Raw genomic sequence first — 21846 nt, 5'->3', positions numbered from 1 at the left:
GAGTGCCGGTCGGTCCGGGACCAAGGTCCCGGACCGGATATCTTGCGGGAAGTGGTTTTCCGGACGGCCGAGCGACCCGTCGAGCGGCACGGGACGAGGTGCCCGGCCGACCCGGCCACTCGGTCCCTCGCTGGGCGCCGGAGTGCTCCGGCCGATGGGCACAGTCGGCGGGAGACTTTGGGCCCTTTCTCCGAGTCCTCGGTCCCGCCGACGGCGACAGAGTCGAGGGAGCGCTCCCGGTCCCGCCGGTGTGCGGTCGGTGCCCGCACCGCCCGGCTCGCCTGCGCGCGAGCATGTCCACACCTGTGGAACAACCTGTTGATCAGTACCTTTCGACCCGATCGACTACCGCCTCGGCTCCCGCGCCCGTCCCGTCTGTCCGGGCACAGCGGCCGTTGCCGACACCCGCCGCCGGGCCTTCGCCGCCCCGCGGACGTGCTCCACGTCTCATTGCCGATGCCGATGCCACGGTGCAAGAGTCAGCGCGCCGACGGTCGACGGCTCCGCTCCGTTCCGGGACGAACGCCTGCGCCGCCGTCTCGTCGGCCGAACGGGAGGACGCGGATCCACCCTCTCGCGGCAGCAGGTCGGAGGTCGATGCCCCACCCGGACGACGGTGGGGCCGAAGTCAGGAGTCGTGGTCATGGTTGATGTCGCGCCGATACTGAGGAGGCCGGACGCGCAGCGGCCGTATCCTCCGACCCGCCGCCCGAAGGGCTCGACGATCCTCACGGTCGTCACCTCCACCGACCACAAGGTCATCGGCGTGATGTACATCGTGGCGGCCTTCGCGTGGTTCCTCATCGGCGGCCTCATGGCGCTGCTCATCCGTGGTGAGCTCGCCGTGCCCGGCCTGCAGTTCCTGTCCAACGAGCAGTACAACCAGCTGTTCACCATGCACGGCACGATCATGTTGCTGCTGTACGCGACTCCGGTGTTCTTCGGCTTCGCCAACTATCTGCTGCCGCTGCAGATCGGCGCTCCGGACGTGGCCTTTCCCCGACTCAATGCGGTGGGCTTCTGGCTCTACGTCTTCGGCGGGCTCATGGCCGCCACCGGCTTCCTCACCCCCGGGGGCGCGGCCGACTTCGGGTGGACGGCGTATGTGCCGCTGACGAACTCGCTGCACTCGCCCGGCGTCGGTGCCGACCTGTGGATCCTCGGACTCACCGTCGGCGGTCTCGGCACGATCCTCGGTGCGGTCAACCTCATCACCACCATCGTGTGCCTGCGCGCCCCCGGCATGACCATGTTCCGGATGCCGATCTTCACCTGGAACACCTTCATCGCCTCGCTGCTGATCCTGCTGATCTTCCCGCTGCTCGCGGCGGCGCTGATCGCCCTGTTCGTCGACCGCCAGTTCGGCGCTCACATCTTCGACCCCGGAACGGGCGGAGTCATGTTGTGGCAGCACCTGTTCTGGTTCTTCGGTCACCCAGAGGTGTATGTGCTGGCGCTGCCGTTCTTCGGCATCGTCTCGGAGATCTTCCCGGTCTTCTCGCGCAAGCCGATCTTCGGCTACTCGGGTCTGGTCTACGCGACGCTGGCGATCGCGGCGCTCTCGATCGCGGTGTGGGCGCACCACATGTACGCCACCGGCGCCGTGCTGCTGCCGTACTTCTCCTTCATGACGTTCCTGATCGCGGTGCCCACCGGCGTGAAATTCTTCAACTGGATCGGCACCATGTGGCGGGGGCAGGTGACGTTCGAGACCCCGATGCTGTTCGCAGTGGGCTTCATCATCACCTTCCTGTTCGGCGGCCTGACCGGCGTCATCCTCGCCAGCCCGCCGCTCGACTTCCAGCTGCACGAGTCCTATTTCGTCGTGGCGCACTTCCACTACGTGCTGTTCGGCACCATCGCCTTCGCTACCTACGCCGGCGTCTACTTCTGGTTCCCGAAGATGACCGGGCGCATGCTCGACGAGCGTCTCGCCAAGTGGCACTTCTGGCTGACCTTCCTCGGCTTCCACACCACGTTCCTGGTGCAGCACTGGCTGGGCAACGAGGGCATGCCGCGCCGCTACGCCGACTACCTGCCCTCGGACGGGTTCACCACCCTGAACATCATCTCGACCGTCGGTGCCTTCGTGCTCGGCGCCTCGACCCTGCCGTTCCTGTGGAACGTGTTCAAGAGCTACCGGTACGGCCAGGTCGTGACCGTCGACGACCCGTGGGGTTACGGCAACTCCCTCGAGTGGGCGACGAGCTGCCCGCCGCCGCGGCACAACTTCACCGAGCTGCCGCGCATCCGCTCCGAGCGCCCGGCGTTCGAGCTGCACTACCCGCACATGAGCGAAAAAATGCGGTCCGAGGCGCACGTGGGCTGGGGTTCGCACGCCCAGACCGCTCGCGCGATCGAGGGGAAGCACTGACATGGAGGACGGACGCCGGTTCCGCCGGTACACGACACTCGGCGAGACCCGCACCCGCCCCGACCCGACGGCCCTGCTGATCGCGATGCTGGTGCTCGCGGTGCTGCTCGCGTCCCCGTGGTGGCTGGCCCCGGCCCCGGCCGTGCTGCTGATCGTCGCGGCCCTCGCCGGCACGGTCGCGGTCGGTGCCACCAGCCGGAGGACGATCGTGCCGACCCGGTGGTCTTGACGTCCCGCCCGGGCTGAGTACTGCATCGACAGTGTCTGATGTGGGGGTGTGTGGTGGCGCGCGGGCACTGGTCCGGCCGGCGCTGCGCCAGTTCGACCAGTGCCGGCACCAGGCGGAGATTCCGTGGAGCATGTCGTCGCGCCCCTGCGGGAGCGTGGGTACGGCGCCACGGCGTGTGCACGCGAGGCTCCGGCCGCCACCACATCCTTACGGTGCCGTAACTTACGGTGTCGTAACTTACGCTAGGGTAGTCGCATGGCCATCTCAGATCTTCAGGAATTCGCGCATCTGACGGACGCGGATGTCGAGGCCCTCGGCCGAGAGCTCGATGCCCTCCGGCGCGACATCGAGGACTCCCGCGGCGAACGCGACGCCCGATACATCCGCAACACCATCAGGTTGCAGCGCAGCCTCGAGCTCGCCGGGCGAGTGACCCTGTTCGGCAGCCGGCGCCGTCCGCTGTGGTTGCTCGGCACGGGTCTGCTCGGCGTGTCGAAGATCATCGACAACATGGAACTCGGGCACAACGTGATGCACGGGCAGTGGGACTGGATGAACGATCCCGAGATCCACTCCGCGAGTTGGGAATGGGACAACGCCGACCCGTCAGCGCACTGGAAGCAGACCCACAACTATCTGCACCACAAGTACACCAACATCCTGGGCATGGACGACGACGTGGGATTCGGCCTGATCCGGGTCACCCGGGACCAACGGTGGAAGCCGTTCAACGCCGGCAACCTCGTCTACAACGCGTTGCTAGCGCTGCTGTTCCAATACGGCGTCGCCATCCAGCACCTCGAACTCGGCAAGGTCGCCAGGGGCCGGGACGATCGTGCCGAAACCAGCCGTAAGCTGCGTGAGGTGGGCCGGAAGGTGGGCCGACAGATCGGCAAGGACTACGTGTTGTACCCGGCCCTCACCGGGAGGGCGTGGAAGTCCACCCTGACGGCCGACATCACTGCCAACGTGATCCGTAATCTGTGGACCAACGCGGTGATCTTCTGTGGGCACTTTCCCGACGGCGCGGAGAAGTTCACCAAGGCGGACGTCGACAACGAGAGCCAGGCCCGCTGGTATCTGCGACAGATGCTCGGCAGCGCCAATATCTCCGGTGGTCCGTTGATGGATTTCATGACGGGCAACCTCAGCTATCAGATCGAGCACCACCTGTTCCCGGACCTGCCGTCCAACCGGTATGCCGAGATCGCCGTGCGGGTGCGCGCATTGTGCGGCAAATACGACCTGCCCTACACCAGCGGTCCGCTCGCGGTGCAGTACCTCAAGACGTGGCGCACCATCGCGAAACTGTCGCTGCCGAACAAGTACCTCAAAGACACTTCGGACGCCGCCCCCGAGACCGCATCCGAACGCGGCTTCGGCGGGATGCCGGTTGTCGATCCCGTCACCGGCCGGCGGCGCGGACTGGCCACCACGATCCGCGCGAACCGCCGGATTCGTGGCGTGCGGCGACTTCTGGGGATGCGCTGATCGACGCGTAGGTGTTTCGAAGTGCCGTCGTGCGGACTCACAGCCGGGCACGGCCGACGAGATGATCGCCGCGCACCCGCCGAACCAGTGGCGCCGCACCCCCGCCTGCACCGGACCCCGGCGCACCAGGTGCACCGACCTCACCACGGTCGCCGGGTCCCGGGGGCGGGCCGATGGTCATCCGCCGGCGCTGTGGGTTGCGGCGAAGACGACGAACACCACGAACAGTGCCGCGGTACCGAGCACGGCACCGGTGAGGGCCTCCCGATGGTTCGTTGCCAGGCCCTTGTCGACCCGGTCCAGGCCGACCCAGCCGCAGACCACCGCGGCCAGCCCGGCGGGAATCGTGATCAGGTCACCTATGAGGGGAACGAAGGCGAACACCGCGGCGGTGATTCCCGCGACAAGCGCGGTGCTACCCGCACCGTTGCGGAACGGCGACTCGGTGGAACGGTGTGGCGGCATACCAGCTCCCCATTCAGGACAAGGCGATCATGTCCGTCCATGGTGCCTCGCACCGCTGGATCTCGCCGCACTACCCGTGCGCCGGGCAGGGGCGTCTCGGCTCGGCCGCGGCGCATGCCGTGACCGGCGTCCCTGCGTCAAGGCCGGGTCTGCCGGGCACGCAGGGCGGCGATCATACGGTGGAGTTCACCGAGGGTGACCCACAGTCTGCATGCTTCGTCCTCGAATCGTTGGGCACTGACCGCGAAGCCGTGCCGTTGTTCATCGGCGGCGCAGTGCTCAGCAAAGTTGATCCGCGCTGTGACCTGCTCGAATTCTCGCTCGAGCACGCCGAGAAAGAGCTGAGCCTGTGCCCGGTCGGCACGGCGGGCCGCAGCCTCGGCATCGGCTGGCCCCACCGGACCGGGGCGGACGGATGCGATGATCATGAGAGTTCGAGGGTCGCGTCGCGGACCATGTCGAGTGTGCTGGCGTGCGAGGGGCCGGTCGGAGTGCTCGCAACAGTGTGGAGCAGCAGGGTCACGGTCGGGCGCGGGTAACGGTAGCGGGCGCAGGCCGCACCAAGGCAGTCCTCGATCACGGCACTCACCTCGCGTTGCTCCAATGCCGCAGCCGCAGGAATGCTCGCGTCCGCGATGGTGATCGCCAGTTGACTCAGTAGCACCCCGTGGCGGCGCCGGATGTGTTCCATCGCGGCGACCGCACGGTCGATACACGCGTCCAGGCAGCGTTCCCCGGCCCCGGGAGTCTCGAGTGCGCAGCACATCCCCGCCAGGCGCAGGTGCTGTCGGTGCAACACCCGCTCGACGCCGGCATCGATCGTGCCGACGTCCGCGGCGCACTCGGACACGTCGATCCAGACGTTCTGCTTCGGCCGTGATCGGGCGAACAGGTGCCAATGGGCGAGCATTGCGGACCTTCTCCTTGATCAGGTGGCCCGCGCCGTTGCGGGTCCTTCCACCCATACCGCCGCCGAGGATCGAAACGGATGCGTCTTGACGCTTTCCTTAGAGGATGTCTCATTTGGCGAGCTTCTTCCAGCACGTCAGCGCGGCAGCGAGTTGGAGAAAGCCAGCGAAGTGCTCGCCGTGACATTCGTAGCGCATCGTCAGCCGGCGGTAGCCGGTCAGCCACGCCAGAGTGCGTTCGATCTTCCACCGGTACCGGCCGAGACGCTCGCTGCTGTCGACGCCACGGCGAGCGATGCGCGGGACGATGCCCCGCTCACGCAGCCACCGACGGTGGACGGCGGCGTCGTAGCCCTTGTCCGCCCGCAATCGGCCGGGTCGCCGGCGCCGCGGACCACGGCGCGACCGCACCGCCGGGATCGCGGTCACCATCGGTTGCAGCATCACGCTGTCGTGGGTGTTCGCCGAGGTCACCGCGGTCACGAGCGGAATGCCCTCGGCATCGGAGAGGACGTGGATTTTCGATCCGTTCTTCCCGCGATCGACCGGACTGGGACCGGTCAAAGATCCCCCCTTTTGGCCCGGACGTGCGCGGCGTCCAGGATCGCGGCGGACCAGTCCAGGTCCCCGCCGGCCCCGAGCCGGTCGAGAACCTGGCGGTGCAACTCGTCGAACACCCCGGCCTTGACCCAGGTCGCGAAGCGGCGGTGCGCGGTCGGGACACTGACCCCGAACGACGGCGGCAGGTGCCGCCACGCGCAGCCACTGGTGAGCACATAGACGATCGCGGTGAACACCGCCCGATCGTCCAGCGCCGCACGCCCACCGCCCTGAGGCCGCGCCCGAAACCCAGGCAGCATCGGTTCGACGATCTCCCACAACGCATCCGGCACCAACCGGGAAGACAACGCATCAACCACGACATGCATCATGCCGCACACACGATCTAATCCATAAGAGACACGCTCTTATGCTCTGGACCGAAAGCTTGATGCGGTGCTTACTCATCACCCAGCTTCGCGGGGCCCGTGGCGCCCTCGCTCGGAACGGGGGGCGACTGGCGGAGGCTCGGAGCATTCGGCATGCAGATCGGAGTACTCGAGCATCGGAGCGCATCCCGTGCCGGCGGTCGGGTTCGATCGAGCGATGCAGGAGAAGCGAATCGGGGCGCAGGCCACAACGCGGTGTGCTGTTGCCCGCCGTGACGGGCACGGGGCGGCGGCTCCTCGCTCCGGAGGCGTAGAGATTTCGCAAGGATCCGACGGCGAGTCTTCCCTGCCGGGTCGGGGCGGGCCGATGCTCGTTGGTGGTCGAAACCCGTCGACGCGAAGGAAGGATACGTGCGCGTGAGCGACATGCTGACCACGTGGATGCTCCTCGGGGCGTTCGTGACAGCCGCCTTGGTCATCCGCTACCTCAACACCGCTTCGGACCGGCCGACGGCCCGGGCACCGCTGCGCTATGTCCGCCGGCCGGTGCCGCCTTCTGGGATCCCGGTGGTCCGCTACTGCTCGCCGGCTCCGGCCGCAGGGCGGACTCGACTGCAAATTCCCGCCGGCCGACGACGATGTGCTGCTGCTGATCGCGGTCGGATGACCACCCTCGTGCCGCTGTGCGCGATCGGCGTGTTCGTCGATTTCACCCTTGCCCAAACGGCGATGGTGCGGCACTGATGGTGCACGCGTGGGCCCGGGTGGCGCATGCGGATACTGCTCAGTGGTACGGGTACGGTCCTGGCCGGCACCGCCGGTGCCTGGCTCCTCGCGGTTGCTTTGCCGCTGCTGGTGGCCGGGATGTGCACGGTCCGCCGGACGTTCCGGCATCGCCGGTACGTGTGCCGGTGGCCGATGCCGTCGTCTGCCACACCCGCAACCGTCTCGCCTCGGTCCATGCCACCCCGTGCGAGCGTGACCTCTCACTCCGATCGGAGAATCCCGATGTTCGACGCTCTTGCCCCCGTCCTGTTGCTGATCGGCGTCCCCACCCTCGTCCTGCTGACAGTTCGCCGCCTCAACCTCCGCGACTGCCGGCACGAGCCACCTGCCGACAGCCCGCATACCGGAGGCCGCACCGTAGGGTCGGAACCGCCGCACGGCCCTACCGACCCACATCCGCCGGGGTCTCGACGGACCCGCCACACGCCCCCGCGCGGGTGCGGTCCGTCGGTCGCCGATGGGGAGTGTCCTTATCGGACACTCCCTGTCGCGACAACCACACCACCGGTCCGAGTCGGCAAAGCGCGGGGGAATCGGGTCGGAATCGAGGATGACGTGGCGTGAGCACTCGGCGGCCGGCAGCTCGGAGCATCCGCACGCGTGCGCAGTGGAGACCCGTCAGGGGTGGCTCACTGTGTGAGGAACGTTGGCGAGTGGTCGGTGTGGAAGCGGGGCAGGGCGGCGCAGAGGGCGGACAGTTCGTTGCCGCTACGAAGGACGGTGCCGTCGGGCCGGACGATGACAGCGCGCGCCCGGCCGCGGCGTAGCCAGCGGTGCAGATCGGTGTCCGGCCGAGCCAGCAGGACTGTGCCACCCCGTTGTTCGATGGCGGTGCGTTCTTCCGGGGTCGGGGAGACGGAGGTGACCACCGCGAACCGGCCGGCGACGACCTCGGCGAATCGGCGACCCTCGTCGAGGACCGGATTCGGGATCAGGCGGCCCGCTCGGCTTCTGCGTAGTCGGGGTCGCTCGATGAGACTGGAGCGGTGAAGAGCCGGGGTCTCGTTGTCCATGATCTTGTCGTTGAGGCCCGGCACGCGGTGCAACAGCGGTAGGGCGACGCGGCGGATGAGATTACCGAGTTCGCCGCCCTCGGTCATGGCCATTCCGACGAACTTGGCCCGCCGGATCAGCGCCAGTGCGTGGGGCTTGCGTTCGATCTCGTAGGTGTCCAGAGCGCTCTCAGGCAGATCCCCGCGGAGGACGCCTGCAAGTTTCCAGGCGAGGTTCATCGCGTCCCGCATCCCCGCCCCCATCCCCTGTCCGATGAAGGGCGGTGTGAGATGGGCGGCGTCGCCCAGCAGAAACACGTGCCGGTCGCGCCATCGGTCCGCGATCCGGGCTCGAAAGGTGTACTCGGCCAGACGGACCAGCTCCAGGTCTTCGGCCGGTGTGTTCCTTGTCCATGGCGAGATGAGGGGATGCAGCCGGGCCATTTCGCGATAGTCCTCGGCGCTCTCACCGGGATTCAGACGGAACTCCCAGCGGTAGCGCGTTTTTCCGATCCGCATGTACGTTGCCGCGCGCACGGGGTCGCACACCTGGTGCACGCCCTCCCACTCGCCGAGGTCTGCGGTGGTGGCGACGTCGACAACCAGCCAGCGTTGTTCGAACTTCAGATCCCGCATCGTTGCCTGAATCTGTTCTCTGACCATGCTGTTGGCGCCGTCGCAGCCCAACACGTATCTGGTCCGTACCGATTCGTGCACGCCGGTGCTTCGGTCGGTGAAGTCGACGCGAATGCCGCCGGTCTTGTCGTGGGCCAGCCCGGTTACTTCGACGTCGCCGCGCAGAGAGGCCCCTGGGTACCGTTCCAGATTGGCGCGCAGGATCTCCTCGAACTGCGGCTGATCGAACATGTTGGCCTCGGGGTAGCCGTGTACGCCCGGACCGGGGTCTCGGTGGAACTCGGTGAGAATTCGCATGTTCCGGTCGAGGAGCCGCAACCCGAGGCACGGCCGGGAGATCGCCGCGAACTCGTCGGCGATCCCGAGGTGCGCCACGATCCGGTGGATCTCCCCGTCGAGGTGGACCGCTCGCGGCTGCGCATAGACGCCCTCCCAGCGCTCGAGTATCAGGCACTCGACGCCGTGGCGAGCAAGCAGGGTGGCGGCGGTCAGTCCGGTGGGCCCGGCACCGACGATGACGACCGGGACGGCCTGCCCGCTCATCGGATCGATCCGAACAGGACGAGGAGGTAGGCGAGGATCAGCGCACCGACGAAGACGGCGGGCATCATCTCACGCAGGCCGTCACCGTTGCGTACATGCGTGACGACGGCCCCTACCATCAGCAGCAGGAGCCCGACGCCGGCTGCGGCGCCCAGCGCCGGCACGAGCCCGCCGAGCAGGAGCCCGGCAGCGCCGGCGACCTCGAACGCACCGATGCCCCGATACGTGTCGACGGACATTCCGACATGGGCTGCCCGTTCCCGCATCGGCGAGGTCGCCGACATCTTGCTCACGCCGAGGAGGAGACAGAGGACTGCGAGTGAGGTGGCCAGAACCAGTGATGCGACGGTCATTTGCGCACCATTACCTTCCAATTGACGGCGTATCGGTCCAGGATCGCTTCGACGGCCGGTTCACCGGCCGATCCGTGGACCTCGATGGTGGCAAGGATCGAACCGTCCACTACGGACGCGTGAACGCTGTCGATCCCTGCGATGGGGGCAAGGGCATGCTCGAGTTCGCGCCGTGTCGCGTCGGCGCGCAGCGCGAGCTTGTAGGGCTTGCCGACCGCGGTGACGGGCAATGCGTCGAGGATGGTGACCGAGGCAGGTGCCGCGGCCCGTTCGGGGACGTGCTCACCCGCCCAGACCCGTAGCTCCTCATCGGTGACGCGGGAGTCTGCGACGACGGTGACGTACGCGACGGGCACTTCGCCGGCGTGCGCGTCGGGGCGTCCGACGGCGTTGACCGCGGTCACCTCGGGGTGGGCCGACAGGGCGTCTTCGATGATCGCCGGATCGATGTTGTGCCCGCCCCGGATGATGACGTCCTTGGCACGTCCCATCAGGTAGACGAAGCCGTCGTCGTCGACACGGGCCAGGTCGCCGGTATCGAGCCAGCCGTCGATCAGTTTGCCCATGCCGTCGAGAACATGGCCGTATTCGTCGCGGCCGGTGACATAACCCGCGAACACCGTCGGTCCGCCGACGGCGAGGATTCCCGTCGCTCCGGTGGGGAGCTCTTCCCAGGAGCCGTCGTCGCGGACGCGTACCACTTTGACGTGTTGGTAAGGCATCGGCAGCCCGACCGAGCCGGGGCGTGGCGCGTCGGTGAACGTGCGGACACTCGCGCAGGTCGCTTCCGTCAGACCGTAGCCTTCGAGAAGGGACACACCGGTGTGGTGCTGGAAGTTCGCCCTGACGGCAGCCGGTAGCGGCGACGCTCCGACGATCGCCGATCGCAGGCTGCTGATGTCGGCATCGACCGGGTGCTGGGCGAGTGTCGCGTATACGGTGGGCACCGCGCTCATCGCCACGATGCGATAGTGCTCGACGATCTTCCAGAATTCGCGAGACAGTGCCGGGTCGCGGTAGCCGAGCGGGCCGGCCCACACCACGGTCTGCCCTTTGAACAGTGGTGCCAGCAACGTGACCATCAGCGCATTGACATGGAACAGCGGTAGGGCCGCGAATACGACGGAATCGCAGTCCCACGACGAGTTCGCGGCCAGCATCCACGAATTGGCGATCTCGTTGCCGTGGGTGTGGGCGGCCAGCTTCGGGACGCCGGTGGTACCACCGGTGTGGAACAGCGCGGCCAGGTCGAGCGCACGGGGAGGATCACCGACGAAGTCGGAGGAGTCGATACGGGCCGAGAGCGCATCGAGGTAGCCGACCCGCACCCCGTCGACCTCGGGCAGGACCGCAGGCGCTCCGGCGGCGCCGGTGGGCCGCAGCGCCAGCACCGCGTCCACCCCTCCGCTCACGGCAATCTCGTGCGCGGCTTTCCAGATGTCGGCTGCCAGTTCCGGGCCGGCCGCGACGAGCACGCGGGCACCCGAGCGGCGCAACAGTTCGGCGATGTGCTGCGGCGACTGTGCGGCGTTGAGGGGTGCAGCGATGCCCGCGAGTTGCGCGGCGAGAGTCGCGGGGATCGATTCGGCGCAGTTGGGTGCCATCAGGGCCACCGCGTCGTGGCGCCGCACGCCCAGCCGATGGAACAGATTTGCGTAACGATGGACATCGGCAAGCAGTTCGGAGAAGCTGCGCTGCAACGGATCCCGCCACCGCGCGCCGTCGGGCAGGACTGTGAGGGCGATGCGATCCGGCCACAGTCGGGCCGCTCGGGTGAGCAACGCGTAGGTGGACTCCGGAAGCCCCCGATCCCGCAGCGGCACAGCCTCGATCGCCGGCAGATCCGTGGGAGCCGCATATCGCGGCCAGAGCAGGTCGGTGCTCATTGCGCGTACCTCACCACCGTGCGCTGCCGCCCCAAGTCGATCGTCCCGTCGTCTGTGGCGACGGTGGCTTCGATGACGTCGCCGTCCTGTAGATAGTTCGAATTCCTGGCCTGGCCCGCAAAGAAGAGCTTCCATTTGACGGCCGGCGGCAGCAGGGAGGAGAGGATTTCGATCGGCTTCGGTGGGGCGCTCAGCGCCGTCCCGACCGGTGTTCCGGTCAGCAGCAGGTCTCCGGCATCGAGGCGTTGGAACCGGGTCAGCGCCTGCAGAGTCTCGGCCGGCTGGTAGATCATGTCGGCAACGGTCATGTTCTGGCGAGGCTCACCGTTGACCCAGAGCCGCAGGCGCAGGTCGGTGAACCGCTTCAGTTCGTCGGCATCGAGCAGTACGAGCGCGGGGCCGACCGGGGTGAATGTCGGGTACGACTTGGCCTCGTAGAACTGCGTTTTGGGAAGCTGGACGTCGCGCGCGGAGATGTCGTTGGTGACAACCAGGCCGGCGACGTGATCGGCGAGAGTATCTGCGGTGATCGTGGTGCCGACGGGGAGTTCACGCCCGAAGACGAGCCCGATCTCCACCTCGTAATCCAGTAGCCGGACATGGGCAGGACGGATCACGTCGTCGTGGGGACCGCTGATCGAACCGGATGCCTTTCGGAAGAAGGTCAACGGAATGGTGTCGGGGTTCATCCCGGCGTCCTCGACATGCGAGGCGAAGTTCGTCATCTGTGCGACCACCCGGCAGGGGGCGGTGACCGGGGAGAGCAACGAGAGGGTCTCGACGGGCACGGTGCCCTCGCTGGACGCCGCTGCCTCGACGGCTGGTCGGTCGGCCAGCAGTTGAGCGGTGGTGGTGGCCTCGGTGTCTACCCGGGCGGCACCCGTCGGTGTGACGACCCACCAGGCGTCGGCGGTGCGGAGGACAGAGATGGTCATGAGCTGGCAACTTTCAGAAGGCCGCGTAGGCGGTGGAGGTCGAATTCGTTGTCGGCGCGCAGCGCGAGGGCGATGGCGCGCAGTTCCTGGAGTGAGTCCCGACCGGGGCTCAGTCCGAGGAAGTCCTTGGTGGCGGGCGGCCCCCACTGGGCCAGTCCGGACGCGGTCATCGGTGCCCAGCCCGCCTCGAGCGTGTTGTCGAAGAGATCGCCGTCGCTGAAGTGCTCGACCATGAATCCGTCGGGGTCGCGCCAGTAGTCGAAGATCTGGCTGCCTTGGATGTGCCGGCCGATGCCCCAGGACCGGCGGTAGCCCCGGTCGAGCAGATACTCGCCTCCCGCCGCGAGGGAGTCCAGGTCGGCGACCTGATATGCCGAATGCACATAGCGGTTGGCCGGGCCGAGAACCATCGCGAGAGTGTGATGGTCGGTGGGCGTGGCACCCCGGTCGCAGCGGATGAAGCTCATGATCGGGCCCCGGGCCCGTTGCCCCGGGTAGTAGAGGAAGTCGCTGACGATCAGTCCGAGGTGCTCGAGGTACCAGTTGAGCGTTTCGAGGTACTTCGTCGTCTGGAGCACGACGTGACCGAGCCGTTGCACGGTGGCCGGCGCGCGGGGTGGCCGCTGGGTGGCGTTTACCCGCCCGCGGTCGTGTCCGAAATTGAAGTGGAGCGGAGCCTGGGCGGCCAGCGCCGGCAACTCGAACGTGTCGGACACCACGCGGACTCCGAGAGCGCTTGGATCCACGAGATCGACAGCGATCCCGCCGAGGCTCTCGGGGAGGGGCACGACCGCACCTCCGACTGCGTCCGCGAGTCGCAGCACGTCGGTCGAGTCGGCTGCCCGGAAGGCGGGACCGACGAACCGCGATCGCGGGCCTCGGCGGATGAGCACGCAGGGCGACCCGGGGTCTGTCCCGCGCAACTGCAGTTCGTGTGCGGTTCGAAGCGCCGTCGTGAAGCCGAAGGCATGGGCGAACGCCTCTGCCCGCTCGAGGTCGGGCTTCTCGAACTCCAGCCACGCCAGGTCGTGCACCTTGATGATCGGATCGGCGGCCCTGCCCCGATGCTCGCCCGCCAGGCCGCCCTGCTCACTGTGCAGACCGGTATGGGGGTCGTGGTGGACGTTCATCGATCACTCCCTTCGAGTTATGATGATATCGTCACTTACGAGGATATCGTCAGTCAAGAGTTTTTGAGGAATTCGTCACAATTGATGGCGCTCAGGGCGCGCATGGCCAGGTCAGCGGTGAGTTCTCCCACGCGGCGGGGGAGACCCCGAAGTCATGGCTCGACAGCCCGTTCCGGGGGCGCCGTGGTCAACTTCGTCGCACTGGGCGATCGGCGGTGGCCGGGCCCTCTCGAGGGTCGGCCGGCTGCTCGCGACGTGCTACCCCGTTCATGTCGACGCCGACCATTTCGACGACGGCAGGGGAATTGCCGCCGCGTCTCGGTGGCGGACCCAGCACGTCGGACAACCCCGGACAGGTACGGCGTCGACGGGATGCTCATGACTGGAAGGTGAGGGTGCAGCATTTGCTCGGACAAGGCAGATTCAAACCGATTGACGTGGTGACCGAAGTGACCAGCGCGGCCGAGACGAATCGGAACGAGATTCCCGTGGAGCATGTCGTCGCGCTCCTGCGCGAGCGCGTGTACGGCGCGATGACGTGTTTGGCGACGCTCGCCGTCCTCGTCCGCTACACGGCCCCCGAGACGAGCCCACGGGCTCCGTTCCTGGATGTCGCGGTGGCCACCGGCGGGCTCTGGGCAGCGAGCCTGCTGGCCGACTGGGTAGCACACCTCGGCGCGCACCACAGCGCTCCGCGCGGGAGGGCAGCGCTGCGGATGCTGCAGGCCTCCGGCCAGATTGTGGCGGCCGCGGTCTTGCCCCTGCTGATATTGGCGGCCGCCGCCGTGGGACTGCTGCGCACATCCACAGCGATGTGGATCGCGATGGGGATCCTCGTCGTCGAACTCGGCGTAATTGCTCTTCTTGCCGTGCGGATGGCCCAGTTACGTTGGTGGCAGCAGCTGTTGACCGTCCTCGGCATGGTCGGTGCGGGCGTACTCGTGGTGGGAATCAAGATTCTCGCCCACTAGGTTGGACCGTGCGTGGGGACTGCTCACACATCGGGGCATCTACTGAGGTTGAGGAATTCGTCAATATTGATGATGCGCCGGTAAGGTAGGCGAGGTCAGGCGGATCAGGAGAAGGGCGGACAGGCATGACCGAGCAGATCACCGATGCACCGAACCGCCTGGACCGACGCAAGGCGCGTACCCGCGCCGCACTCGTACGCGCAGCCCAATCGTTCATGGCGGCAGGGAAACTGACCGCCCCGATCCTCGAGATCACCCAAGCCGCAGATGTCGGGATGGGGTCGTTCTACAACCATTTCAAGACCAAGGAGGAGCTGTTCCACGCTGCCGTGGAGGAGGCCCTCGACCGCCATGGCGCGGCGCTCGACGAACTGACCGCGGAGCTGGACGACCCTGCCCAGGTCTTCGCGCAGAGCTTCCGTCTGACCGGACGCCTCCATCGCAGGAATCCCGAACTGAGCAAGGTCCTACTCAGCAACGGGCTGAGTCTGGTCAGCTCGGACAAAGGCTTGGCGCCGAGAGCTCGCCGAGACATCGAGGCAGCTGCCCGCTCGGGACGGTTCAGCGTGCGCGATCCCGAACTGGCCCTGACCATCGCAGCAGGGACTGCACTGTGCCTGGGTCAACTGCTGCACGACCACCCCGAGCGTGACGACGCGGAGGCCACCGACCAGGTCACCGAGGACCTGCTGCGCATGTTCGGCGTTTCGGCCGACGAAGCCCACGAAATCTGCCGACGCCCCTTACCCGACGATCGACCTCGGGACGCAATCGGCACATAGCGTGCGCCGAGATGTCCGGACCTGCCGGTTGCTGTGCACAGGTCGACTCCAGCGACTCGGCCTGCCCGGCGACCGGCTCCCGACGGTCCTCCCGGCCCGGCTACCCTCGATGCCATGGGCAGGCAGCGGGAGCGTCGGGCCGCGGCCGGGTCCGGTCGCGGTCCGGCCGAGGGCATCCACGACATCGACACCGGCACCTGTGAACTGGTCAAGGATCGGTACCGGCCCGACGGCTGGGTACTCGAGGTCAACGGCGTACCCAGCTCCCACATCGATCTCACCGATCCCACGCTCCTCGAGTTCGAGTACATGCGGTGGATCGCTCACCTGCTCGAGTCGCAACGACCGCGCGACGAACGGTTGCGGGTCCTGCACCTCGGCGGCGGGGCCTGCACGATGGCCCGCTACCTCGCCGCCACCTACCCGAATGCACGGCAGGTGGTTGTCGAGATCGACGGGCGCCTGGCCGAATTGGTGCGGGACTGGTTCGACCTGCCCCGCGCCCCGCTGCTGCGGATTCGGGTGGGGGAGGGCCGTGCGGTCCTGACCTCCCTGACCGACGCGACCCGCGACGTGATCGTCCGCGACGTCTTCGCGATCAACCGGACGCCCGTCGCGCTGACCACGGTCGAGTTCACCCGGCACGCTCGCCGGGTGCTCGATGCGGGCGGCGTCTACGTCGTCAACTGTGGTGACACCCGGGATCTGACCACCGCCCGGCGGGAGGCGGCCACCATCGGCAGCATCTTCGAGCACACCGCGATCATCGCGGATCCGGCGATGCTCAAGGGCCGCCGCTACGGCAACATCGTCATCGCCGGCAGCGACGCACCGCTCGGCCAGTCCCCGGCCCTGGCCAGGGACCTGCTCGGCGGGGGAGTGCCCGCCCAGGTCTGGACCGACGCACAGGTCCGCCGGTTCGCCGCCGACGCCCGCGTCCTCCTCGACGCCGAGTGCCGACCGCCGGCCACGGTCCCGGCCAACGAGGTGGCCACCGGCTGACCCGTCAGCCCGTCCGGCCGACCGTCCAGGCGAGCAGGTCCTCGACCGGCCACGTGTTGATCACGTCCCCGGCTTCGACCCCGCGTTCGGCGGCCCGTTCGCAGCCGTACCCGATCCAGTCCAGCTGCCCGGGCGCGTGCGCGTCGGTGTCGATCGCGAAGCGGCAACCGAGATTCAGTGCGAGGTCGATCAGCCGCTCGGGCGGGTCCTGCCGCTCCGGGCGCGCGTTGATCTCCACCGCGGTGCTGTGGTCGCGGCACGCCGAGAACACCGTCTCGGCGTCGAACCGCGACTCCGGGCGGGTGCCGCGACCACCCTGCACCAGCCGGCCCGTGCAGTGCCCGAGCACGTCGACGTGCGGGTTCTGCACCGCCTTCAGCATCCGCTTCGTCATGACCGCCCGGTCGGCCCGCAGATTCGAGTGCACGCTCGCCACCACGACGTCGAGTTCGGCGAGCAGACCCTCGTCCTGGTCGAGGGTGCCGTCGTCGAAGATGTCCACCTCGATCCCGGTGAGAATGCGAAAGGGGCGACCGCTGTCCGCGAGGACGCGGTTGAGGTCGGCGACGACCCCCAACTGGGTGCGCAACCGCTCGGCCGTGAGCCCGTTGGCCACCTTCAGCCGGGGGGAATGGTCGGTGAGCGCGCAGTATCGGCGCCCGAGTGCCGCGGCGGTCCGCATCATCTCGGCGATCGGGCTGCCACCGTCCGACCAGTCCGAATGCACGTGGAGATCGCCCTGCAGGGCCTCCAGCAGTTCCGCGCCGCCGCGGCCGATCGGCTCGGCCTCCGCGCGCACCTGCTGCAGGTACGCGGGCACCCCGTCGAAGGCTTCCCGGATCACGGTGGCGGTCTTCGGGCCGACGCCGGCGAGGGCGGTCCAGCTGTCCGTACGGCGCCGTGCGGCGCGCTGCTCGGGGCTCAACCGGGCGACGACGTCGGCGGCGTGGCGGTAGGCCTTCACGCGGTAGCTCTCGGCCCGGTCGCGTTCGAGCCAGAACGCGACCTCCCGCAGGGCGTCCACCGGGTCCATGCGTCCATTCTCGCCACGACAGTCCGTAGCGTGGGGCGCATGCGCACAAATGCGAGGTGGTGGCGGACGGTGACCGGAACCGCGATCGGGGTGGCCGGAGGGACGCTGGCGCTGGCCGGGGTCTCGGCCCGGGTCGCGGCGCCCGCGGCGGGGCGGCTGTACACCCTCGCCGACGCGCCGACGGCGCCGGTGGTGATCGTGCCGGGTGCCCGGGTCCGGAATGGATGGCCCATGCCGATGCTGCGCGGGCGCCTCGACGTCGCCGTCGCTCTGCTCGCGGACGGCCGCGCCCGCAGCGTGCTCGTCTCGGGCGACGCGGGGGGCCGGTCCGGGGACGAGATCGCGGCGATGACCGGCTATCTGGTGGCGCACGGCGTGGGACGGGAAGTGATCGCCACCGACCCCTACGGGCTCGACACATACGACACCTGCCATCGCGCCGCACAGGTCTACGGCGTGACGACGGCCCTGATCGCCACCCAGGACTTCCATCTTCCGCGGGCCGTCGCGCTTGGGCGGCGCGCAGGGATCGACATGGCCGGCGTGGTGGCCGGGTGCGACTGCCGGCTGCGCACCCGGGTGCGCAACGTGCTGCGCGAGTATCTGCTGTCGCGGCCGAAAGCGCTTGTGGAGATGCACTTTCCGCGGCCGCCGCGCGTGGGGTCGGCCACGGACGGCACGTCGACCGGGATCCTCGCCTAGGGTCGTCGCATGCGACCTTCAGCCCTGATCACCGGTGGCGGCCGCGGCGTCGGCGCCGCCATCGCCCGGGAACTCGCCCCCAGCCACGACCTGCTGCTCGGGGGCCGGCGCGCGGAGTCGCTCCGGGCGATCTGCGAGGAGATTCCGGAGGCGGTGCCGTGGCCGGTCGACCTGCTCGACCACGAGGCGGTGGCCACGGCCTGCTCGGGCATCGACCGGTTGGACGTGCTGGTGCACAACGCGGGCCTCGCCGAGCTCGGGACGATCGCCGACGGCGGAATCGCGCAGTGGCGGGAGATGTTCGAGTCGAACGTGGTGGCGGTGGTGGAGCTGACGCGTCTGCTCCTGCCCGCGCTGCGGGCCGCGAACGGCCATGTCGTGCTGCTCAACTCGGGGGCCGGGCTGAACGCGAAGGCCGGCTGGGGTGCGTACGCCGCCAGCAAGTTCGCGTTGCGCGCGTTCTCCGACGTCCTGCGGCAGGAGGAGCCGGCGCTGCGGGTGACATCGGTGCATCCTGGCCGGATCGACACCGACATGCAGCGTGCGATCGTCGCGAGCGAGGGCCGGATCTACGAACCGGAACGCTTCCTGAAGGCGTCGACCGTGGCGCGCGCAGTGCGCCAGGCGGTCCAGACACCGGCCGACGCGCACCCGACGGAGATCGTGCTGCGGCCCCGCTGAGCCGTCGTCAGAACGGCAGCGGAATCACGACCGGCGCCCCGTTCGGCAGCTGGATGCGGATCTGCGGTGGTGGCGGCGGGGCAGGCGCCGGAGCCGGTGCCGGTGCCGGTGCCGGGGGAAGCGGCTCCGGCGCAGGCGGCGGGGGAGGCGGCGGTGGTGGTGGCGGTGGCGGTGGCGGCGGCGGTGGCGGCGGTGGTGGCGGCGGCTCCGGGGGTGGCGCCGGGGCCCGCGGCGCGGGCGCCGCAATGTCCACGTCCGGCACCAACGCGGGAGACGGTTCCGGTGCGGGCGGCGGTACCGGGTCGATCGCCCCGGGTGCCGGTTGTTTGGGGCCGGCACCGATGGGCACCGCCAGCAGATTGCCGGTGGTGACGTCGACGACGGTCAATTCACCGACGGGCGCCGCACCCGGCTGCACCACGAACAGCCGTTCCTCGTCGAGGCCCGACCAGCCCTCGCCTTCGAGATCCTGACCCGAGGACAGGACGGGGGAGAGCAGCGGGCTCCCCGGTGCACACCGCACGCGGGGGACGCCCCGGTCGTCGACGAGAACGACGGTTCCGGCCTCGAGGACGGACTGCACGGGCACCGCGCGCCCGCCGCGATACTCGTGATCGGTGACCCGGGTGTCCGCACGCAGCAGCACCGGCGTCAGTGTGCGCAGGTATCCCCGGGCGTCGGCGACGTCGAATACGTCGAGCCAGGCCTCCTGCTTGGCCGGGTCCTGCTCGAGCGTGCCGGCGAGCCGCTCGCGGTCGCACAGCTCGCGCTCCAGGCTGCCGCCGTAGAGCCCGGTCCGGTCTCCGGACACCGTCACCGGGCCGTCGTCGGGAACGGGAAGCTCGGCCTGCGGTGCCGGTGGAACGGCGACCGGTACCTGGTCGGGCAGGAGCAGGACGCTCCACGGATGCTCCCCGCGCGACGTCGCGAGGTCCAGGCGTACCGGCTCGGTTCGCGACGGACCGTCCGTGGAGCATCCCCCCACGGCGAGCGCAGTCAGCGCGAGTACCATCCCGAATCCGCGCGCAGCGGTGCCGGCGGCCACCCGCCCATGGTAGGCGGAACCCCTCCGCATCTCGGGTGGTTTCGGTCGGCTTCAGCCCTCGGGCGTCAGCCGGAGGCGGGCGATCCGACGGCCGTCCAACTCGCTCACGGTGAGGCGATGGCCGTCGACGGTGATGCTGTCGCCGAGTCGTGGAAGGCGCTGGAGGCGGTGCAGCATGCACCCCGCGACGGTCTCGTAGGGGCCTTCGGGCAGCCCGATCCCGGTGGCGCGTTCGAAGTCCTCGACGATCAGCAGACCGTCCACCTGCTGTGTATCGGGCTGCGCCGGAGCGGGCGTGACCGAGGCCTGCTCGGTCGGTTCGAACTCGTCGCCGATCTCGCCGACGATCTCCTCGACGATGTCCTCGAGCGTCGCGATCCCGGCGGTGCCGCCGTACTCGTCGACGACGAGGGCGATCTGGTCGTTGTTCCGGCGCATCAGCGACAGTGTCGCGAGTGCCGGTTTGGAGCCGGGCAACGAGAGGATGGGCCGGCACACGTCGGCGACGGTCGAGGCGTTCGCCGGATCGGCGAGCAGCAGGTCGCGCAGGTGCACGAAGCCCACGACGTCGTCAAGCGACGATCCGACGACGGGGTACCGGCTGTGCGTACCCGCCAGCGCCTGTTCGCGCGCCGCCGGGATCGGGGTGTCGGCGGGCAGGAAGTCGACCTCGGTGCGCGGACGCATCACCTCGAGCAGCGATCGCTGTCCGGCGTCGAACACCTCCGCGAGCACCGTGCGCTCGTCCTCCGGCACTGCCGAATGGCCGAGCAGCAGTTCGCGCAGCTCCTCGTGGGTGATCTCCTCGCTCCGGCGCGCCGGGTCGGCTCCGAGCAGCCGGACGAGTCCGTCGGTGGAGACCGACAGCAGCCGGATCACCGGTCGCATCAGGGTGGCGAACCGGTCCAGGGCCGGTGCGGTCAGCAGCGACACCCCGGTGGCCCGCTGCAGGGCGATGCGCTTGGGGACGAGTTCGCCGAGCACCAGGGAGAGGTAGGCGATCACGAGTGTGGTGCCGATGAGGGCGGCGGCGCTCGCCGCCGCGGCGGGCAGCCCCCACGACTCGAGGGCCGGGGCGAGGTTCGGTGCGATGGTCGAGGCGCCGTAGGCAGCGGAGAAGAACCCGGCCACCGTGACGCCGATCTGCACCGCGGACAGGAAACGGTTGGGATCCTTCGCCAGCGCGGCCGTCCGGCGGCCGCGCCGGCCGCGTTCCTCGAGTGCACGAATCTGACTCTCGCGCAGCGACACCAGGGCCAGCTCGGTGCCGGCGAAGACGCCGCCGATCAGGACGAACACCAGGACCAGCAGGATGTCGACGAGCGCCGACCCGGTCATGGCGGCCACCCGGGACCGTCGGCCATGTCGTGTCTCCTCACCGGGAAGACGCGGGATACGGCTCCCAGTCTAGGAACGCGGCGGCGGTTCGGATACCGATCGCACGGCCTCCGGAGGGGGATGTTCCACGTGAAACAGTTCGGGTTCAGGAGGCGGGGAGGGTCTGCATGTCCTCCTGGCTCCAGTAGGCCTTCATGCTCGTGATCCGCGCGTCGTCGTCGAAGGTCATGACGTCGATGACCTCCATGACGAGATCCTGCTCGCCGAGGTGGGTGGTGAGCCGGAACAGGAAGGCCGCGTTGCCGGCGGCGATCTTCAGGGTGAGCAACTCGCCGGTCTGGGTGAGCGGCTCGATCATCGAGTAGAACTCACGCAGGGACGCCTCGGTGGTGCGAACGTCCGTGCCGATCGGGTCCTCGACCGTGGCACCGGGGGCGTAGAGGGCGAGCACCTCGTCGGTGGTCCCTTTCGCGACCGACCGGATGTAGGACTCGACGGTGGCGCGGATCGCGGCGGGAGTCGGGGCCATGCGAAAACCTCCGTTGCTAGAACGTGTTCTAGCAACGGAGGTTAGCAGCGCGCGCCGGGACTGGGAATGCCCGGCGTTGCCGCCGCTGCGCCTCGGCCCGCGCACC

At 68.7% G+C, this 21846-nt stretch carries 22 protein-coding genes; 9 read left to right on the top strand and 13 right to left on the bottom strand.

The features are described from left to right. Nucleotides 1-643 precede the first annotated feature (643 nt). The 3 genes from ctaD (at nt 644) to JYA75_RS04670 (ending at nt 4094) form a co-directional block, all read left to right on the top strand. The gene (ctaD, locus tag JYA75_RS04680; protein ID WP_203329745.1) at nt 644-2374 is read left to right on the top strand and encodes a cytochrome c oxidase subunit I; all 1731 of its coding nucleotides are present in this window, start codon (nt 644-646) and stop codon (nt 2372-2374) included. Between the two features lies 1 nt (nt 2375). Next, complete coding sequence (locus JYA75_RS04675) at nt 2376-2603, top strand: hypothetical protein (RefSeq protein WP_006947519.1); 228 nt, start codon at nt 2376-2378, stop codon at nt 2601-2603. Between the two features lie 255 nt (nt 2604-2858). After that, entirely contained in the window at nt 2859-4094 is a 1236-nt protein-coding gene (locus JYA75_RS04670; protein ID WP_006947521.1) for a fatty acid desaturase, read from the top strand. Nucleotides 4095-4271: 177 nt separating this feature from the next. Here the strand turns inward: JYA75_RS04670 and JYA75_RS04665 are convergent, their stop codons facing one another. From JYA75_RS04665 to JYA75_RS04650, 4 genes are all read right to left on the bottom strand, one after another. Next, on the bottom strand, nt 4272-4559 hold the full coding sequence (locus JYA75_RS04665) for a hypothetical protein (protein ID WP_006947522.1): 288 nt from the start codon (nt 4557-4559) through the stop codon (nt 4272-4274). A gap of 137 nt (nt 4560-4696) precedes the next feature. After that, complete coding sequence (locus tag JYA75_RS04660) at nt 4697-4987, bottom strand: hypothetical protein (RefSeq protein WP_051446122.1); 291 nt, start codon at nt 4985-4987, stop codon at nt 4697-4699. Continuing rightward, nucleotides 4984-5469: a hypothetical protein gene (locus tag JYA75_RS04655; RefSeq protein ID WP_185713340.1), complete on the bottom strand. Its 486-nt coding sequence runs from the start codon at nt 5467-5469 to the stop codon at nt 4984-4986. Before JYA75_RS04655 ends, JYA75_RS04660 begins: the two co-directional genes overlap by 4 nt. A gap of 109 nt (nt 5470-5578) precedes the next feature. Next, nucleotides 5579-6396, bottom strand: a protein-coding gene (locus JYA75_RS04650; protein WP_239010595.1) for an IS5 family transposase whose coding sequence is annotated in 2 segments (ribosomal slippage) — nt 5579-6037 and nt 6040-6396 — 816 coding nt in all. Because the reading frame shifts where the segments join, the coding sequence is not laid out codon by codon here. A 417-nt stretch (nt 6397-6813) separates the two neighbouring features. On the opposite strand from JYA75_RS04650, the gene JYA75_RS04645 reads away from it, so the two are divergent. Then, nucleotides 6814-7140 (top strand): hypothetical protein, encoded by a 327-nt coding sequence (locus JYA75_RS04645; protein ID WP_203329744.1) that lies wholly within the window; start codon nt 6814-6816, stop codon nt 7138-7140. 671 nt (nt 7141-7811) lie between these two features. On the opposite strand, the gene JYA75_RS04640 is transcribed toward JYA75_RS04645, so the two are convergent. From JYA75_RS04640 to JYA75_RS04620, 5 genes are read right to left on the bottom strand one after another with little or no spacing between them, the layout of a single operon-like run. Then, on the bottom strand, nt 7812-9353 hold the full coding sequence (locus JYA75_RS04640) for a bifunctional 3-(3-hydroxy-phenyl)propionate/3-hydroxycinnamic acid hydroxylase (protein ID WP_203329743.1): 1542 nt from the start codon (nt 9351-9353) through the stop codon (nt 7812-7814). Further along, entirely contained in the window at nt 9350-9706 is a 357-nt protein-coding gene (locus JYA75_RS04635; protein WP_203329742.1) for a DoxX family protein, read from the bottom strand. Before JYA75_RS04635 ends, JYA75_RS04640 begins: the two co-directional genes overlap by 4 nt. Next, entirely contained in the window at nt 9703-11592 is a 1890-nt protein-coding gene (locus JYA75_RS04630) for an acyl-CoA synthetase (RefSeq protein WP_203330147.1), read from the bottom strand. Before JYA75_RS04630 ends, JYA75_RS04635 begins: the two co-directional genes overlap by 4 nt. Further along, entirely contained in the window at nt 11589-12527 is a 939-nt protein-coding gene (locus tag JYA75_RS04625) for a fumarylacetoacetate hydrolase family protein (RefSeq protein WP_203329741.1), read from the bottom strand. Before JYA75_RS04625 ends, JYA75_RS04630 begins: the two co-directional genes overlap by 4 nt. Continuing rightward, a complete protein-coding gene (locus JYA75_RS04620) occupies nt 12524-13657 on the bottom strand; it encodes a VOC family protein (protein ID WP_203329740.1) in 1134 nt (377 codons plus the stop codon). Before JYA75_RS04620 ends, JYA75_RS04625 begins: the two co-directional genes overlap by 4 nt. 395 nt (nt 13658-14052) lie before the next feature. Here JYA75_RS04620 and JYA75_RS04615 point away from each other — a divergent pair, with 395 nt between their 5' ends. From JYA75_RS04615 to JYA75_RS04605, 3 genes are all read left to right on the top strand, one after another. Then, on the top strand, nt 14053-14628 hold the full coding sequence (locus tag JYA75_RS04615; protein WP_203329739.1) for a hypothetical protein: 576 nt from the start codon (nt 14053-14055) through the stop codon (nt 14626-14628). Between the two features lie 125 nt (nt 14629-14753). Further along, a complete protein-coding gene (locus JYA75_RS04610) occupies nt 14754-15410 on the top strand; it encodes a TetR/AcrR family transcriptional regulator (protein WP_203329738.1) in 657 nt (218 codons plus the stop codon). A 114-nt stretch (nt 15411-15524) separates the two neighbouring features. Next, nucleotides 15525-16412, top strand: coding sequence for a fused MFS/spermidine synthase (locus JYA75_RS04605; RefSeq protein WP_203329737.1), 888 nt, complete (start codon nt 15525-15527; stop codon nt 16410-16412). 4 nt (nt 16413-16416) lie between these two features. Here JYA75_RS04605 and JYA75_RS04600 read toward each other — a convergent pair whose 3' ends face one another. Continuing rightward, complete coding sequence (locus JYA75_RS04600; RefSeq protein WP_203329736.1) at nt 16417-17445, bottom strand: PHP domain-containing protein; 1029 nt, start codon at nt 17443-17445, stop codon at nt 16417-16419. Between the two features lie 39 nt (nt 17446-17484). On the opposite strand from JYA75_RS04600, the gene JYA75_RS04595 reads away from it, so the two are divergent. Then, entirely contained in the window at nt 17485-18147 is a 663-nt protein-coding gene (locus JYA75_RS04595; protein ID WP_203329735.1) for a YdcF family protein, read from the top strand. 9 nt (nt 18148-18156) lie between these two features. Further along, on the top strand, nt 18157-18828 hold the full coding sequence (locus tag JYA75_RS04590; RefSeq protein WP_065923261.1) for an SDR family oxidoreductase: 672 nt from the start codon (nt 18157-18159) through the stop codon (nt 18826-18828). Nucleotides 18829-18835: 7 nt separating this feature from the next. Here the strand turns inward: JYA75_RS04590 and JYA75_RS04585 are convergent, their stop codons facing one another. From JYA75_RS04585 to JYA75_RS04575, 3 genes are all read right to left on the bottom strand, one after another. Then, complete coding sequence (locus JYA75_RS04585; RefSeq protein ID WP_203329734.1) at nt 18836-19873, bottom strand: DUF6777 domain-containing protein; 1038 nt, start codon at nt 19871-19873, stop codon at nt 18836-18838. A gap of 51 nt (nt 19874-19924) precedes the next feature. Then, nucleotides 19925-21211, bottom strand: coding sequence for a hemolysin family protein (locus JYA75_RS04580; protein ID WP_203329733.1), 1287 nt, complete (start codon nt 21209-21211; stop codon nt 19925-19927). A 145-nt stretch (nt 21212-21356) separates the two neighbouring features. Next, complete coding sequence (locus tag JYA75_RS04575; RefSeq protein WP_050036209.1) at nt 21357-21740, bottom strand: nuclear transport factor 2 family protein; 384 nt, start codon at nt 21738-21740, stop codon at nt 21357-21359. Between the last annotated feature and the right edge of the window lie 106 nt (nt 21741-21846).

The sequence above is a fragment of the Rhodococcus sp. PSBB066 genome (genome assembly GCF_017068255.1).
Lineage (GTDB): Bacteria > Actinomycetota > Actinomycetes > Mycobacteriales > Mycobacteriaceae > Rhodococcus > Rhodococcus aetherivorans.
This window is presented reverse-complemented; position numbering and strand designations above follow the sequence as displayed.

Bases quoted from the DNA above. Each gene is read 5' to 3' on its own strand.
- ctaD (WP_203329745.1), top strand. From the start codon at position 644: ATGGTTGATGTCGCGCCGATACTGAGGAGGCCGGACGCGCAGCGGCCG.
- JYA75_RS04675 (WP_006947519.1), top strand. From the start codon at position 2,376: ATGGAGGACGGACGCCGGTTCCGCCGGTACACGACACTCGGCGAGACC.
- JYA75_RS04670 (WP_006947521.1), top strand. From the start codon at position 2,859: ATGGCCATCTCAGATCTTCAGGAATTCGCGCATCTGACGGACGCGGAT.
- JYA75_RS04665 (WP_006947522.1), bottom strand. From the start codon at position 4,559: ATGCCGCCACACCGTTCCACCGAGTCGCCGTTCCGCAACGGTGCGGGT.
- JYA75_RS04660 (WP_051446122.1), bottom strand. From the start codon at position 4,987: ATGATCATCGCATCCGTCCGCCCCGGTCCGGTGGGGCCAGCCGATGCC.
- JYA75_RS04655 (WP_185713340.1), bottom strand. From the start codon at position 5,469: ATGCTCGCCCATTGGCACCTGTTCGCCCGATCACGGCCGAAGCAGAAC.
- JYA75_RS04640 (WP_203329743.1), bottom strand. From the start codon at position 9,353: ATGAGCGGGCAGGCCGTCCCGGTCGTCATCGTCGGTGCCGGGCCCACC.
- JYA75_RS04635 (WP_203329742.1), bottom strand. From the start codon at position 9,706: ATGACCGTCGCATCACTGGTTCTGGCCACCTCACTCGCAGTCCTCTGT.
- JYA75_RS04630 (WP_203330147.1), bottom strand. From the start codon at position 11,592: ATGAGCACCGACCTGCTCTGGCCGCGATATGCGGCTCCCACGGATCTG.
- JYA75_RS04625 (WP_203329741.1), bottom strand. From the start codon at position 12,527: ATGACCATCTCTGTCCTCCGCACCGCCGACGCCTGGTGGGTCGTCACA.
- JYA75_RS04620 (WP_203329740.1), bottom strand. From the start codon at position 13,657: ATGAACGTCCACCACGACCCCCATACCGGTCTGCACAGTGAGCAGGGC.
- JYA75_RS04610 (WP_203329738.1), top strand. From the start codon at position 14,754: ATGACCGAGCAGATCACCGATGCACCGAACCGCCTGGACCGACGCAAG.
- JYA75_RS04605 (WP_203329737.1), top strand. From the start codon at position 15,525: ATGGGCAGGCAGCGGGAGCGTCGGGCCGCGGCCGGGTCCGGTCGCGGT.
- JYA75_RS04600 (WP_203329736.1), bottom strand. From the start codon at position 17,445: ATGGACCCGGTGGACGCCCTGCGGGAGGTCGCGTTCTGGCTCGAACGC.
- JYA75_RS04595 (WP_203329735.1), top strand. From the start codon at position 17,485: ATGCGCACAAATGCGAGGTGGTGGCGGACGGTGACCGGAACCGCGATC.
- JYA75_RS04590 (WP_065923261.1), top strand. From the start codon at position 18,157: ATGCGACCTTCAGCCCTGATCACCGGTGGCGGCCGCGGCGTCGGCGCC.
- JYA75_RS04580 (WP_203329733.1), bottom strand. From the start codon at position 21,211: ATGACCGGGTCGGCGCTCGTCGACATCCTGCTGGTCCTGGTGTTCGTC.
- JYA75_RS04575 (WP_050036209.1), bottom strand. From the start codon at position 21,740: ATGGCCCCGACTCCCGCCGCGATCCGCGCCACCGTCGAGTCCTACATC.